This window comes from Candidatus Neomarinimicrobiota bacterium (genome assembly GCA_021734025.1).
GTDB lineage: Bacteria > Fidelibacterota > JAANXI01 > JAANXI01 > JAANXI01 > JAANXI01.
On record JAIPJS010000024.1, the window covers coordinates 26,739 to 41,037 of the forward strand.

General features: G+C 48.6%; 13 protein-coding genes. All 13 read right to left on the reverse strand.

The window, feature by feature from the left end; all coding sequences use genetic code 11:
• Window positions 1–19: 19 nt before the first annotated feature.
• The 13 genes from K9N57_16390 to glmS all read right to left on the reverse strand — a co-directional run bounded on the left by K9N57_16390 (window position 20) and on the right by glmS (window position 14,270).
• Window positions 20–1,141: a glycosyltransferase gene (locus K9N57_16390; GenBank protein ID MCF7805765.1), complete on the reverse strand. Its 1,122-nt coding sequence runs from the start codon at window positions 1,139–1,141 to the stop codon at window positions 20–22.
• A 5-nt stretch (window positions 1,142–1,146) separates the two neighbouring features.
• A complete protein-coding gene (locus tag K9N57_16395; GenBank protein MCF7805766.1) occupies window positions 1,147–2,091 on the reverse strand; it encodes a glycosyltransferase family 2 protein in 945 nt (314 codons plus the stop codon).
• Window positions 2,081–2,743 (reverse strand): DUF4292 domain-containing protein, encoded by a 663-nt coding sequence (locus K9N57_16400; GenBank protein ID MCF7805767.1) that lies wholly within the window; start codon window positions 2,741–2,743, stop codon window positions 2,081–2,083. The genes K9N57_16395 and K9N57_16400 overlap by 11 nt, the downstream gene beginning before the upstream one ends.
• Before the next feature lie 86 nt (window positions 2,744–2,829).
• The gene (locus tag K9N57_16405; protein ID MCF7805768.1) at window positions 2,830–4,533 is read right to left on the reverse strand and encodes a tetratricopeptide repeat protein; all 1,704 of its coding nucleotides are present in this window, start codon (window positions 4,531–4,533) and stop codon (window positions 2,830–2,832) included.
• 7 nt (window positions 4,534–4,540) lie between these two features.
• Window positions 4,541–4,741, reverse strand: coding sequence for a hypothetical protein (locus K9N57_16410; protein ID MCF7805769.1), 201 nt, complete (start codon window positions 4,739–4,741; stop codon window positions 4,541–4,543).
• Window positions 4,741–6,531 carry a diguanylate cyclase gene (locus K9N57_16415; GenBank protein MCF7805770.1) on the reverse strand — a complete coding sequence of 597 codons (1,791 nt, stop codon included), beginning with the start codon at window positions 6,529–6,531 and terminating at the stop codon, window positions 4,741–4,743. Before K9N57_16415 ends, K9N57_16410 begins: the two co-directional genes overlap by 1 nt.
• Before the next feature lie 114 nt (window positions 6,532–6,645).
• Window positions 6,646–7,188, reverse strand: a complete 543-nt coding sequence (locus tag K9N57_16420; protein ID MCF7805771.1) for a zf-HC2 domain-containing protein — start codon at window positions 7,186–7,188, stop codon at window positions 6,646–6,648.
• 62 nt (window positions 7,189–7,250) lie between these two features.
• Window positions 7,251–7,850 (reverse strand): sigma-70 family RNA polymerase sigma factor, encoded by a 600-nt coding sequence (locus K9N57_16425; GenBank protein MCF7805772.1) that lies wholly within the window; start codon window positions 7,848–7,850, stop codon window positions 7,251–7,253.
• A complete protein-coding gene (holA, locus tag K9N57_16430; protein ID MCF7805773.1) occupies window positions 7,843–8,889 on the reverse strand; it encodes a DNA polymerase III subunit delta in 1,047 nt (348 codons plus the stop codon). The genes K9N57_16425 and holA overlap by 8 nt, the downstream gene beginning before the upstream one ends.
• A 16-nt stretch (window positions 8,890–8,905) precedes the next feature.
• A complete protein-coding gene (locus tag K9N57_16435; GenBank protein ID MCF7805774.1) occupies window positions 8,906–9,724 on the reverse strand; it encodes an undecaprenyl-diphosphate phosphatase in 819 nt (272 codons plus the stop codon).
• Window positions 9,725–10,498 carry a peptidoglycan editing factor PgeF gene (gene pgeF, locus K9N57_16440; GenBank protein MCF7805775.1) on the reverse strand — a complete coding sequence of 258 codons (774 nt, stop codon included), beginning with the start codon at window positions 10,496–10,498 and terminating at the stop codon, window positions 9,725–9,727.
• The gene (locus tag K9N57_16445; protein MCF7805776.1) at window positions 10,495–12,444 is read right to left on the reverse strand and encodes a penicillin-binding protein activator; all 1,950 of its coding nucleotides are present in this window, start codon (window positions 12,442–12,444) and stop codon (window positions 10,495–10,497) included. The genes pgeF and K9N57_16445 overlap by 4 nt, the downstream gene beginning before the upstream one ends.
• The gene (glmS, locus tag K9N57_16450) at window positions 12,441–14,270 is read right to left on the reverse strand and encodes a glutamine--fructose-6-phosphate transaminase (isomerizing) (protein ID MCF7805777.1); all 1,830 of its coding nucleotides are present in this window, start codon (window positions 14,268–14,270) and stop codon (window positions 12,441–12,443) included. Before glmS ends, K9N57_16445 begins: the two co-directional genes overlap by 4 nt.
• Window positions 14,271–14,299: the final 29 nt, after the last annotated feature.

Here is a 14,299-nt window from a genome sequence, read left to right on the forward strand (position 1 = left end):
TTGGTTGAATTGTATTTGTTCAGATTAATTTCAGGAGTGTATCCCGAAGTGAATCCCAGCTAAACATGTCCAAATGTTTCACAATATTTCCCCGAAAATCAATACTGTTCCGCTGCTCCGAATATTTGTAGACAGCCCCAGCAAGCGAGACGGCGTCGTTGGGCGGCACCAAATACCCGGTCTCGTCTTCGAACACTACGTCCGGCAATCCGCCAACCTCTGTGGCAATCACCGGCCTGTTAAAGTGATATGCTATTGGAATTATCCCGCTCTGTGTTGCGTTAAGGTAAGGCAAAACGACTATATCCGCATTCTGAAAATACCATCCGACTTCGGCATCCGGGACATACTCGTCCACCACCGTAACATCATTGGAAAGCCCTAATTCTTGTATCTGCTGTAAATAGCCCTCCTTCTCCTCATAAAATTCTCCAACTACCAAGAGATGAGTATCCAGAGATTCCAGGATCTTAGGCATAGCCTCCAACAGAACATGCAGCCCTTTATACGGTCGAATGAGCCCAAAGTATAATAAGGTGATTTCCGTCTCAGGAATTTCCACTGGTGGAATCATATCCGGTGCTGGTTCCGGGAAAAATGAGTAGACTGGATGAGTATGGACTCTGGTCTCCGCATTCGGCTTGTATTCCAGTAGCCGCTCCATTTCCAGAGAGGACTGTACCAGAAATTTCTTTACAGGATTATATGCATATCGCAATAGCTGCTTATCGAAAAACGAAGACTCATGGGGTTCCACATTGTGACACAGGAAAATAATCGAGGTGTGTTCACTCCCGACCCGTCGTGCAATAAAATGGTACGCCGGAGCAAAGAACGGATGCCACCACTGAAAAATTACCGCCCTGGGACTTCGCTCGTTGATATAACTGGATACGGAGTACCAGGTGAGTGGATTCGCCGAAGATAACTTCCGGGTGTTCGGTACAGACAACTCCTGTGGATTGGGAGCAAACTGCGTTTTGCCCGGAAAGAGGATTTCGGGATATAAATAGGTGAAGTTGACGATCTCGGTCGGCAAGACTTCATTTAACGAAGTCGATAATTGCCCCGTATAGTTCGCAATCCCGCCCCGATAGGGAGAAGCCGGACCTACAACGATGACTTCCGGCGAAGCAGCCACGATATCTATTCGATGATTTCACGGATTTGCGGTTTGTCCCTACCGCGTTCCTGATAGGCCAGCATCTCGCCCAACAATCCAATGGAAAAGAGCTGCACACCGACAATTACTAATAATACCGCCAGGAATAACAGCGGACGATTACTTAATGAGCCGCCCATAAACCAATAGATCGCAAGATAAAGGTTAATTCCCAGTCCCAGTCCTGTCATGATAAGGCCGCCCATACCAAAGAAGTGCATGGGGCGTTTGGTGTATTTACTGAGGAAAAGGACGGTAATAAAATCAAAAAACCCGCGGAAAAACCGAGCCACCCCGTACTTCGTTTTGCCGTACTGCCGCGGGTGATGTTGTACCACTTTCTCGCCAATACTATATCCCAGAAAATGCGCCATGACCGGGATATATCGATGGAGCTCCCCATGGATGTTGAGGTCTTTTACCACATTCTTCCGGTAGGCTTTTAAACCACAGTTAAAATCATGGATATTGATGCCAGTGGTCCAGCGGGTCACCGCGTTAAACAGTTTCGACGGCAGCCTCTTCGATAGGGGATCGTGCCGGACCTTTTTCCAGCCGGAGACTAGATCTGTGCCATTCTCCAGCATCTCTACCAGTTCCGGAATTTCTTCAGGATCGTCCTGGAGGTCCGCATCCATGGTAATCACGTATTCGCCCCGGACCCGGCGGAAACCCTCCATGAGCGCCGCGGCTTTGCCGTAATTCCTGCGAAATCGAACATAATTCAAACTCGGATATTGAGTAACAAGTCGTTCCATTTCGCCGGCTGTTCCGTCCGAGCTGCCGTCGTCAATAACCCATATATCATAGTTCTCGGAAGCATAATCCGTTAATACCGTGGTAATCCGGTCCATTAACTCGGGCAGCGATTCCACTTCATTGAAGGCCGGAATAATTACGGAAACCTTCACAGGATTGTCAGCTGGCATGGGCCTGTCCGTTTCGTTGAATGTTTATCTCATGGTAATTGATGCTGAAAAACCGCTTGAGTGCCGATTGCTCCACCTGAATGGTTCGGGGCAGTTTTATCCCATCGACTTCCGCGTAATCGGTAAGTGTAATTGTGGTTTCCACCCCCGTACTCTTATTGGTTTCTTCATACTTCGTAATCTTTCGGCTCATCGGATCAACCCAATACTGCAACGTTGCATCCTCCGTTTGATACCGGAGTATATACGAACTTTCCGTCATCTCATCCTGTATCAGTTCTGTCGTAGCATCACTGGGGAAATTGATGGCTCCAATGAGAATCCGGAGGAGGTCCTGACGTCCCGTCATAATCGCCGGCATTCCGGGGATTCCTAATTCATCAGGTGCGCCGATGTAATCCAGTTCACCCTTCGCATTATAAAAGGACAGATAGTTTTTCCGCACCTCCAATGTCCCGAATTGTCCTCCGAATGGCGTCTTAATTTCAACAATGGCCAGGGTAAAAGGCGTTACCATGATCTGACTGCGAATCCGACCGGACTGTTCCGGAGTATCGAGGGTCAGTGTGGCACTCCCCTGGAAAGATTTGATGGTATTGAAATCCGCTTCGATTTCTTCGGACAGTTGTTGAGGAGTTTGATCAGTTGGCATTAACCGAAAGCCAGGGCGTCCGGCACAATTCATAAACAGGACGGTCAGAATCATCACAGATAATGTTAATCGAAGCGAGGGCATAGTTACCTGATTTTCTGCCGGATTTCCTGGTTGTCCGGATCCAGTTTGAGCGCCTGGTCGTATAATTCATTCGCCCTGGCGGATTGGCCGAGTTTGGAGTAGACATCCCCTAAGTGCTCCAATACTTCAACATTCGCCCCGCTGATCTGCAGGGCTTTTTCAATATATTTCTTTGCCTTGGCATACTTGCCCTGCTGGAAATACACCCATCCCTTGGTATCCAGATAGGATGCATTTTTCGGTTCAAGTTCCAAAGCGCGGTTCACCATTTCCAGCGCTTTATCCAGATTTTTGCCCTCGACTGCATACATATATGCCAAATTATTCAGATAGAGCGGCTCTTCCGGCGCGGCCTCTAACAACTCCTTGTAAATGACCTCCGCAGAATCTTTTTTTCCTAATTGATCATAGGTGAACGCCAGGAAATGCCGCGAACGCATGGAGGTGCTATCCATTTGCAATGCAGTCGTCAGCTTGGATCTCGCAGAATCGTATTGCTGGGAGATGTAATAGGATATCCCCTGATGTTCATAGAGTTCCACCTCCTCCGGAAATTGTGTGATTCCCTCTTCCAGAATTTGCACAGACGCGCCATACTCTTCCTGCTGGCGCAATGAAATCCCGAGCCCCAGATACCCCCCCAGGATAGAGTCGTTCTGCCTGAGTAGTTGCCGATAATATTTTTCCGATTCATCAAAAAAGGATTGAGCCCGGGCAGAATCTCCGTCAGCCAACGCCTGCTCACCGATGTTGAGCGCAGAGCCGCCAAGGTAATAGAGTACCCGGTTCTCGGTCGAATCCTCATCAAAGAATGGCCTAAGTATTGTATAGGCTGAATCGGCGCTCCCGGTACGGAAATACAATTCACCGAGCAACAATTTGTACTCATCATTTGGATTTTGCTTATCCAATTTTTGCAGAATTGTAATTGCCGAATCCGTTGCTCCACTCTCGGCATAAACCTTGGCCATTTCCAGCGGGTAGTTTTCTCCCTCCGGATGGTCCGTGGCCAGCATCTGGATAAGGCGCTTCACATCATCAAACCGGCCCAACTGCAGATAAATTCGCTGGGCTTTCTTCAGATAATCAATACGATCTGTATCATATTGATACAACCGTTCATAAATTTCAGCCACTTTCGGATATTTCTGTTGGCGAGCATAAATTTCGCCAAGCCGGGCTAACGCCTCTCTTTTGACCGTTTCGTCACTCAGTTCGTTGAGAATCTGCTGATTCGTTTCAATCGCCTTCTGAAACTGTTGAGAAATGGTATACACTTCTCCCAGCATCGGCAGGAATTCCGCCTTATCACCCGTCTGCCCCAGTCCAGCCAGAATTGTCCGTTCCGCCTGATCGTATTTCCGCAGCATGAGATAAGTCTGCGCGAGTTCACTGTAGATAGTGGCAGATGTGGAGTCAAAGTGGAGTGCTTCCTGAAACTCCAGCGCCGCCATGGCATAGTTCCCCTGCATCTGCGCGGAGACACCCTCCATGTAGTGCTGAATCGCCCGCGAATTATACTCCCGGAGTTCCTGCTTCTCGTCCGCCGCATCACGCTCCTGCTGGGGCGTGGTATCCGGCCCGGTTCCCGCACAAGCTGCAAGCAGTGCACTTACAAAAAGGAATCCAACGGCACGAAAAATCCCAGACACAGAAAAAGGGCTGTGACTAAGAGCGTCCAGCCCCTCTCGTTTCCAAATCGTCACTGGTATGTTAACCTAGGACTTCTGAACGATTACAATTGCAGACTGCGGTCATTTTTTGGTTAAATTTCCAGCTCGTTTGTGTTTCATTCTGTACAGAAGATACCTGCTGCACAAATTCATACAATTCGCCACATTCGGGACAATGTCGTCCCTTATCTTCCGTTGCTGCTGCAACCTTATCGGCGAATGATTTTGGTTTTTTGGCCATTATGCCTCCTCAATTGACTTCTTTTGTTGATATGTTTGTACCGAATTTCCACCAATTTGTTTCACCTGATACATTGCTTCATCCGCCCGCTCAATTAAGCCTTCTGCTGTCTCGGCGTGTGACGGATACTCAGCAATGCCAACACTGATAGTTATTCGCTCCTTGATGCTATTTTTTTCAAATTGAAATTGTTTTATACCTTCCCGGATCCTGTTTGCCGTTTTCTCGGAATTTTTGGCCGAAGCGTTCACTAAAATAATCGCAAATTCTTCCCCGCCATACCGGGCAACCATGTCGATATTCCTCACGGACTCTTTAATGATCCGGGCGACCTCCTTCAGCATATAGTCTCCGTAGAGGTGTCCATGGGTATCGTTAATCCGCTTGAACTTATCCAAATCCGCAATGAACAATGTAAAGGGGGAATCATACCGATCACTCCGCTGAATTTCATCCTCAAGGCGCTCCCGGAAGGCCCGATAATTCGAGACTCCGGTTAATTCATCCTTCGTCGCAATATTTTTCATATAGCGATAAAGATAAAAACGATTGAGCCCAGCACCAAACACCGAACCAACCATCATCAGGATATCCTGTTCCTGCTCGCTAAAGGCCCCTGGCTTTTTGCTCTGCAGAATGATTGCCCCGTAAGTTTCAGAGTGGCTTTGAATTGGAACCAATAAAGTGGACTGGTGTTCTGTCCATTCACTCTGGAGTTCCGGCATAACCGATTCGCTCTCCGCAGATTCGGTAAACAACTGCGGTTGCCCGGAATGGATAACCTCCGCTAACCGTGATTCCCGTAATTCAAACCGGTATCCCTTGCCGGGGTGCTCCACTGTCCCGTCGACAGCGGCCACTTCCGCCTGGCTCGAATTCTGAGCCTGGAGCAAAACAACAGTGACGCTTTCATATTCGAACAGTTCCCGGTTCACCTGGACGATTTGCTGGAGGAGTTCCTCCTGGTTATCCGTCAAACTTAACCGGGAATTTACCTTGCAGAGCCTGGCATATAATCGTTTTTGTTCAATCAATTGATCCAGAGAATCCAGCTGGACCATCGCGTCAGAAATAATTTGCGCATATTCATTGAGCAATGTTTGATCTGCTGCGCCATAACTCCCCCTGGCCGTATCATCGACGGCGAGTACACCAATAGGCTGCCCCCGATATCGAAGCGGGACGGCCATATACGATTGTACTCCGGACGCGGGCTCCTCATAGTATCCGAGCGTTTCTTCCTCCTGCCGGACATCGGAAATGATCACCGGCTCATTGGTTACAAAAGCTTTACTGAGGAGCGTTTGGCCTGCACGAACTTTAAATTTTAGTGTTTCATCGTTTGGGAGATAACTATCCTGAAGGACCAATTGCCCGGTAGCCCCGTCAGTGATATAAAGCATAACTGCATGGCTTACCATGGTTTCACTAATTACATGCAAGAGCTGACCGAGGAATTCATTGTAGGCTTCTGTAGCATCGACCTGATCTTCCGAGGATTTACTATCGGGAATAATTTGGAAATCGAATTCCATCTGAGAAAGTTGGGACCCAGATTCCGTCGAAGCACCGGATCCAGACTGTGAGAATTCCGTAACGGCAATGGATGTAACCTGTAGATCCTGTAACAATATCCAGAGATACACCCCGAAGCCAGCGAGCATCAGTGCTTTGACAATCCATCCTAAACCGGTCTGAGGAACACCAGGATACAAAAAAACACCAACGGCAAGCACGCCGAATACCAACGCTAAAACTATATATAAACGAATGTTAACCCCGCTGGGCATAAGCGCAAAACCCCTCCATTGGCTGCAAGTCTATGGTCGAGGGGAATTTTAATACCGATCCCCCCCAAAATCAACGACAAAAGGGAGTCGGGTAGAAGACCGAAAGCCGAACGATCAGTCGCTCTTCACGTACTTAATTTGTTCCTCATAAGACCGCTTACGCTCCGGAGAAACGACCCGGTTTGTATCTTGTGCCGGGACTGTTTCGTCGTCCGGAGAAACGGACTCCGCCTGATTGGTTACGGTCGGCTGCTGAACATTCAACGCTGGTGGCGGAACAACCGATTTTTGAACCGGAGTACGGGTGTCGCTGTTATCCTGGAGAGATGTAAAACCCACAGTAGCCACCACTAGTACAAATGCCGTGGCTACCACATAACGCGGTACTCGTAAATCAGGGATCAGATCCTGGATTTTGCTCCAAACGCTCGACTGCTCCTCCTGTTTGATCCGGGCGTACAATTTCTGATTAAAATTCGGGGCAACCCGCTTTTTCGGCAGGGACTGGAGAGAATTCAGCGCCCGTTTGAACTCCCGAAGCTGCTCTTCACATTGAGGGCAGTTTGATTTATGCTGGAGGAACTCTTTTCGCAACTGTGATGGCATATCGCCATCGACGAAAGCGGATAGGTGTGACTCGTAATCGTAACAATTCATTCGATAGAATACCTCCTTCGTTACATTTTCGATATTGGGGATTTTGGGAAGTCATGGTCTTTTCAGGAAGCTTTTTCACTTTCCGAACTTCTGAGGTGCCGGAGCTGTTCCTGCAATTTTATTCTCGCCCGGTTAATTCGGGATTTCACTGTTCCAACTGGAACATCGACTATATTACTGATCTCATCGTAACTAAGTTCCTGAATATCTCGCAAAATAATGACCGTTTTGAACTTTTCTGATAATCCGTCTATTGCCGTCTGAATTTCCGCCTCTGTAAACTCCCCCTCCACACCTTCTTCCGGCGCAAAATCCTCTGACGGGATTTCGTATTCTTTGTCTTCCAGGCCAAGGTCCTCAAGGGAATACATTTTACGCCGCTTCCGCTTGCGGAGTTCTGTTTTTGCCAGATTTCCGGCGATAGTATAAATCCAGGTAGAAAACTTGGCAATATTCCGGTACATATGCTTCTTCTGGTAGACCCGGAGAAAAGTATCCTGCACCACATCTTCGGCGGCTTCCTCACTGCTGAGATACCGGTACACGAAGTTCTTGAGCCGATCCTTAAACCGGTTTACGATCTCCTCAAAGGCGTACTCATCCCCCTGCTGAAAACGGGCAATCAGTTCTTCGTCAGTGTATTTGTCCATGAAATCATTCATGGAGAGCCACCTGCTCCTGCTTAAAAAGTTCAATAAAAAGCGCCGACATATAGTTCTTTTCTTCCAGAGCGCTTGTGGTTTTGGTCAGCAGATCGGCCTCTTCCAACAGCGGAAAAGCCCGCTGAATCTCCCGGCTCTGAAACCGGTTCCCCAACTTCTTGTATTTCCAGGCCAGATTGCGTCCGTTAAACACTTCCCGGTTAATTTCCTTATCCGATTTATTTGCTGCCATCATTTCGCTTATAATCCACATGCGTTCATAGAAATCTGCCGTTGTTTTTAAAATATAGCTAACGCTCACACCCTCATCAAGCAATGAAAACAGGTACTCCAGTATCTCCGGCAGGGACTTTGATCCCAGTACATCGGCAAATTCAAACACCGAGTGTGTGCGAGTTTCGCCTACGAACTCATTGAGCAATTCCGGCGTGAGTGCCGGAGTGTTTTCAGGAAGATATATTTTGAGCTTTTCCAGCTCATTTGCCAGTTGCTGGAGCGATTCTCCGGCCATATCAATAAGACGACTTCGGGTCTCCATATCCGCTTGAATCCCTTTTTCCCGGAGAAAATGCTGCACCCAGGCATCCATCTCCCGCATCCAGGGAATCCGAACTTCGATAGGAACGGCTGCTTTCTTGAGTTTTTTGGAAAATTTATCCGAGACGCGGGTGGACTCTTTAAGTAACACCAGTGTAATATCACCGCTGGGATTCCCCAGATAGTCAAGCAAGGCCGCTTTGCCGCCCTGTTTCTTGTCATCGAATGAGTCCAGCTCTTTGATAACGATAACCTTCGGCTCGCTGAATAACGAATCCGATACTAGTTGCTCAAGGATAGTTTCCGGCTCAATTTCGGTACAGTGATAGACATATTTTGTCCACTGGGAGCCGTATCGATCCTGAAATGCATTATACACAGCCTCAAGAAAGGTGTCCTGGAGATACACTTCTTCACCATAGAGAAAATATGCCGGCTGCAGATCATCCTGCAACGCCTGGATTTTATCGAAATATTGTTCTACCGGGGATTGTCGCGCCATTACAATTATTTACCGGTTAATTCACCATAGAAATTATAATTGTGAGCACCCCGACGAAACCACAATATATCGCAAACCAGCTGAATTTCCCCTTCCGCAGCAGATCCATAAGGAAAACAATGGCAATCCATCCCGAAAGAAATGCGGCGAGCGTCCCCGCCACCAACGGCCACAATGCCGCACTGGCGATGCCTGTCTGCAGGATCTCGATAAATTTGATAAGACTCGCACCGAGAATAACCGGTATCGCCAGGAAGAATGAAAACTTCGCTGCCCGTTCCGGATTCAATTTCAGCCACATCCCTGCGGTAATTGTTGTTCCGCTTCGGGAGATCCCGGGAATAATTGCCAACGCCTGTGCAAATCCCACGGCGATGCTCTTCTTCCAGTTGAGGTCCGCATCCTGGTTCACTGCAAAGCGGCTACTCCACAATATGAGCGCCGTGCCGATAAGCATAAAACCGACCAAAACAGGACTCCCGAAAGCCTGATCCACCAAGTCCTCCACGACGAATCCGATTACGCCGGCCGGAATAATCCCGATGAGAATCATCCAGTTCATCCGAAAGTCAGGATCGTTCGCCCATAATGAATGCCATTCTCCAGGCCGGATTATTCCACGAAATAACGCGCCGAGTATCTCTGAAATATCCTTTCGGAAGGCGACTAAAACACTTACTACCGTGCCGAAATGGACAAAGACTTCAAATACGAGGCCGGTCGCCTGGCGACCAAACAACGCCTGGGCCAGCGCCAGATGTCCCGAACTGCTAATCGGGAGAAATTCTGTTAATCCCTGAATCACGCCAAGGAAGATTGCGCGTGTCAATTCCATCTATTTTTTCCCGCCTTCCGTCTTCGCGATGACTCCCCACATGCGTCCGGTATTTCCATCATCCCGGCGATAGGAGTACCACTTTTCCGATTCACAGCTCGTACAGTGCTCGTTTGAAATTATTTGCGATCCTGGAATTCCGAGCGCTTTCGCCTGTTTCACGATGGCACCGGATAAATCCAGATAGGTTGAATGCTCGCGCCGTTCAATAACGTCCGCCGGAAACCGGCTCACAACGTCTGGACCCACCTCATAACAGCAAGGACCTATCCCGGGGCCGATCGCCAATTCAACCTCTGACGAGGAATAGCCAAATTGTTCGGAGATATTCGAAAGAGCACTGTCCAAAATATTGCCGGCAATGCCCCGCCAACCGGCATGCAGCGCACCAACCACGGAGTAATCTTTGGTATGAAGAAAGAGTGTATGGCAGTCCGCAACTCCAATAATAAGGTACAGGTTGTTCTCATCCGTGAGTAGTCCGTCACAATAGCCAATTACTCCGGGATCCCGAACGATTTGGACGGTGGTACCGTGCACCTGTTTTGCCTGCACTGTCCTGTCTGGTGGGACCTCAGTCGCCTGAAAAAACCGCCGCCGGTTTTCCATCAGTGTACTTTCGGACTCGTATTCGGAGCGCCCTAGATTCAGACTCGCAAGTTTTCCTTCGGAGTCCCCTCCGTTCCGGGTCGTAAATGCGTGGAAAATCTCTGGCGTATTTTCCCACTGACTAAAGACAGCCCATTCAACCTGATTTTCCGTGTGGAAAATCATTCGGCGAAATACAATTCCATGGGATGCACTTGCCGGGGCCCCGTGGTAATGACATCTAATGGGACAAACTCGCGACGCAAATACTGTAAGACGTTCAGCGACTGGTTCACCCGGATTCGGGAACCATTTAACGTGTAATTTCGGATTTGCCCCTGCACGCGGGAAATACTTTCCAGTGATTCCTCCAATGACAGGCGGGTCGTATTACCATCCTCGATGGCTTGCATCAATAACTGCATCGCATCGTATCCGTATAAATCGATTGTTGTCGGTGTGGCATTCGTCATTTTCCGATAATCCGTGACGAAATCCGAGTATGATTGCGTCCCCTCCGGTATATAGTGATCTGATATCACGACCATACTGTCCACGTAACTGGAATACTGTTGTAAGGTAGCTTCGTCATACCAGTCTACATTTCCGATAACCTGAGTATCAAAGTTATAGAGCGCAAATTGTGGAGCAATGTAATCAATATCGCTGTTTCGAATTGGGAAATACATGCCGTCATACTGCTTCAGTTTAATTTCGGTGGAGTCAATTTCTTCCGCTTTTCCCGCCATCCGTTCGTTGAATAACGCCACGAATTCCGAATCAGGCATTGTTGCCCGGAGGCTGTCTGACACAATTTTAGCGGTATCAATGGTCGCCGCATATTCATCTCTGAGCCGAAATGCGACTTCTCTGAGGTGTGTAAATTGATCCCCCAGGTCCTGTGGAGTGCCACTATACCATACCTGTTCTAAAACGTCGCCACCCCGCTGTTCTACTTCGGCGGTAAAGGCATCCGTCAGCGCCTTTCCCTGAGGATCGGCCGGACTGACTGTTGCAAAGGTCTGGAGATTCAGGGAGTCCGTTGCGTATTGAGCTGCCGCTTTACCGCGGGTTTCGTAATCGGGACTGAGCTGAAAAATATATTTATTTAACCCGGCGAGCCCATTTCCGGATGCTGTCGGAGAAATTAACGGAAGCTGAGCTTTTCCTGCCAACGCTGCGCCGGCTATCACGTTTTCGGAATACATCGGTCCAATCACGGCAACAACCCGGGTATGCTTCACAATGCGCTGCAACTGACGCACTGTTTCAAGAGCCGTGCCAGCATTATCCAATGGAACAATACTAATCCGGTCCACCGAAGACTGGGAAAGCGCAAATCGGATTCCGCGTAATAAATCTTCCCCAATATCAGCTTGCTGACCACTCAACGGTGCGATAACCGCAATGGCCAAACGCTGGTTACCGCCTTCATACTGGATTGCTTTTCTCAGCGCCTGAAATGTCGGCTTGAGTATCTCCGGCAGGGATTCTTCTTCGAGTTCTTGCGCTGTTGTACTGGCTAAACTCATTTCTCCAGCCTGGATATACTCCTGTAAAAGCGCCAGATGAAACAGGAGCTTTTCACGGCTCTCAATTGCGCCATCTGCCAGCGCCTGGACTTCTTCCATCGTCAGAAAAATATCTGTGGTCTTCAGCAGGTGGTCTAACGCAATTCGGGCCAGAGCCTCGTCCCGGGAAACGACGATTGAAAAGCCAAAATAATTGGCTCCGTTAATATACTGGGACATCGCCAGATACGACTGTGCCATAGCAAAATAAATATCGTCCAGATAACTGCTGTTGGAGTATGCGGCAATAAACTCCTTACCATATTTAATACTCTGTCGATCTAAACCGTTCTGATGATACGTTTTCACTAACATCAAATGCGTCGCCGTCGCCTGCGGATTCTCATCTCCCAGTGTATAAAGATTCTGGAAGATTTGAAGCGCTTGATCATATTCCTGATTATTATATGCCTCAACGCCGGCTTCAAAACGCTTTTCCGTCTCGGACTTAGAGAAAAATTGCGACGAGGCTGACGGAACGTCGAATAGGAAAATACAGCCAATTATTCCAATGAGGGTAACACGTCGTAGCACAGTAACATCAATTCCAGGTTTCATCATTCGACAGTAACACTCTTGGCGAGATTTCTGGGCTGATCCACATCGCAGTCACGCTCTACGGCGATATAATACGCCAACAACTGGAGAGGAATGGACGTAAGAATTGGTGTCAGAAAATGTTCGGTATCCGGGATATAGATTACGTGGTCAGCCAGGTTCTTTATTTCCGTATCACCTTCAGTTGCCACCGCAATAATATGCCCGCCGCGCGCTTTTACCTCTTCCATATTGCTCTGGACTTTGTCGTAGTTCTTGTCGTTAGTGGCAATAAATACGACCGGCATTTCTTCATCGATGAGGGCGATCGGTCCGTGTTTCATCTCCGCCGCCGGATATCCCTCTGCGTGGATATAGGAAATTTCCTTGAGTTTGAGCGCACCTTCAAGCGCAACCGGATAATTGTATCCCCGGCCCAGATACAGAAAATTCCGGCGGTCACTGAATTCTTTGGCAATTGCTTCAATCTGATCGGTGTTCCCCAGGATTTGTTCTGCTTTTTGTGGCAAATTACTTAATTCCCTTACAATGCGTTCGCCGTTTGATCGGTTGAGTCCATCACGGCGTCCCAACAACACAGTCAGCAACGTCAGGACGGAGACCTGGCCGGTAAATGCTTTCGTGGAGGCCACACCGATTTCCGGCCCGGCATGGATATATACTCCGGCCGAAGTTTCACGGGATATGGTGCTTCCCACTACGTTACAGATACCAAGACAGAGTGCGCCGTGTTCTTTCGCAATGCGCAGCGCTCCAAGTGTATCGGCGGTTTCTCCGGACTGGCTGATTGCGATTACCACCGTATCCGGCGTGATAATCGGGTTCCGATAGCGAAACTCCGAGGCATATTCCACCTCCACCGGCGTCCGGACAAACTCTTCAATCAGATATTCCCCGATAAGAGCAGCATGCCAGCTGGTTCCGCAGGCCGTCAGATAAATTTGATCCGCGTTTTCGATGTCTTCAAGAACATCAGCAATGCCACCAAGCCGCACATTCGCTTTTTCCGGGAGCAGGCGTCCACGCATTGAATCCCTGAGCGTATCCGGCTGCTCATGAATCTCCTTCAGCATAAAATGCGGGTATCCGCTCTTTTCAATCTGCTTCAGGTCATACGGAATGGTGTGCTTATCCGCTTCCACTTCATTGGTATACTGGACATCATACGTTTTAGCCTCTTCCGGGGTGATAACGGCCATCTGTCCATCTTCCAGATAAAAAACTTCCCTGGTGTATTTCACCAGCGCAGCCGTATCCGAACCGACAAAATATTCTCCTTCACCGACTCCTACGACAATTGGACTGCCCGCACGGGCCACGACAATTTTGTTTGGATCATCCCTGGAAATTACCGCAATTCCATAAGCACCGATGACTTTTTTCAACGCCTTGGATACGGATTCTTCCAGCGAACCCGTCCAATTTTCTTCAATGAGGTGGACGAGGGTTTCCGTATCGGTTTGACTTCTGAAAGAATGCCCCTGCTTTTCCAGTTCCCTTTTCAGCGAGGCGTAATTTTCAACAATCCCGTTATGTACCAGAGCCAACCGGTTGTTACAATCGGTATGGGGATGCGCGTTAATCTGGTCCGGGACTCCGTGCGTGGCCCAACGGGTATGTCCAATACCAAGTGTGCTGTTGATCTCCGTCTCATTAATTACCTTATTCAACTTATTCAACTTGCCCTTTTGCTTCTGTACGGTAATCTCGGAATCCTGCAGATATGCCACCCCTGCGGAATCGTATCCCCTGTACTCCAGGCGGGCGAGTCCATCCATGAGTATCGGAACGCTTTGTCTGGGTCCGACATAGCCAACTATTCCACACATAGGTTACACTCCAATTTATCCAATTTTCA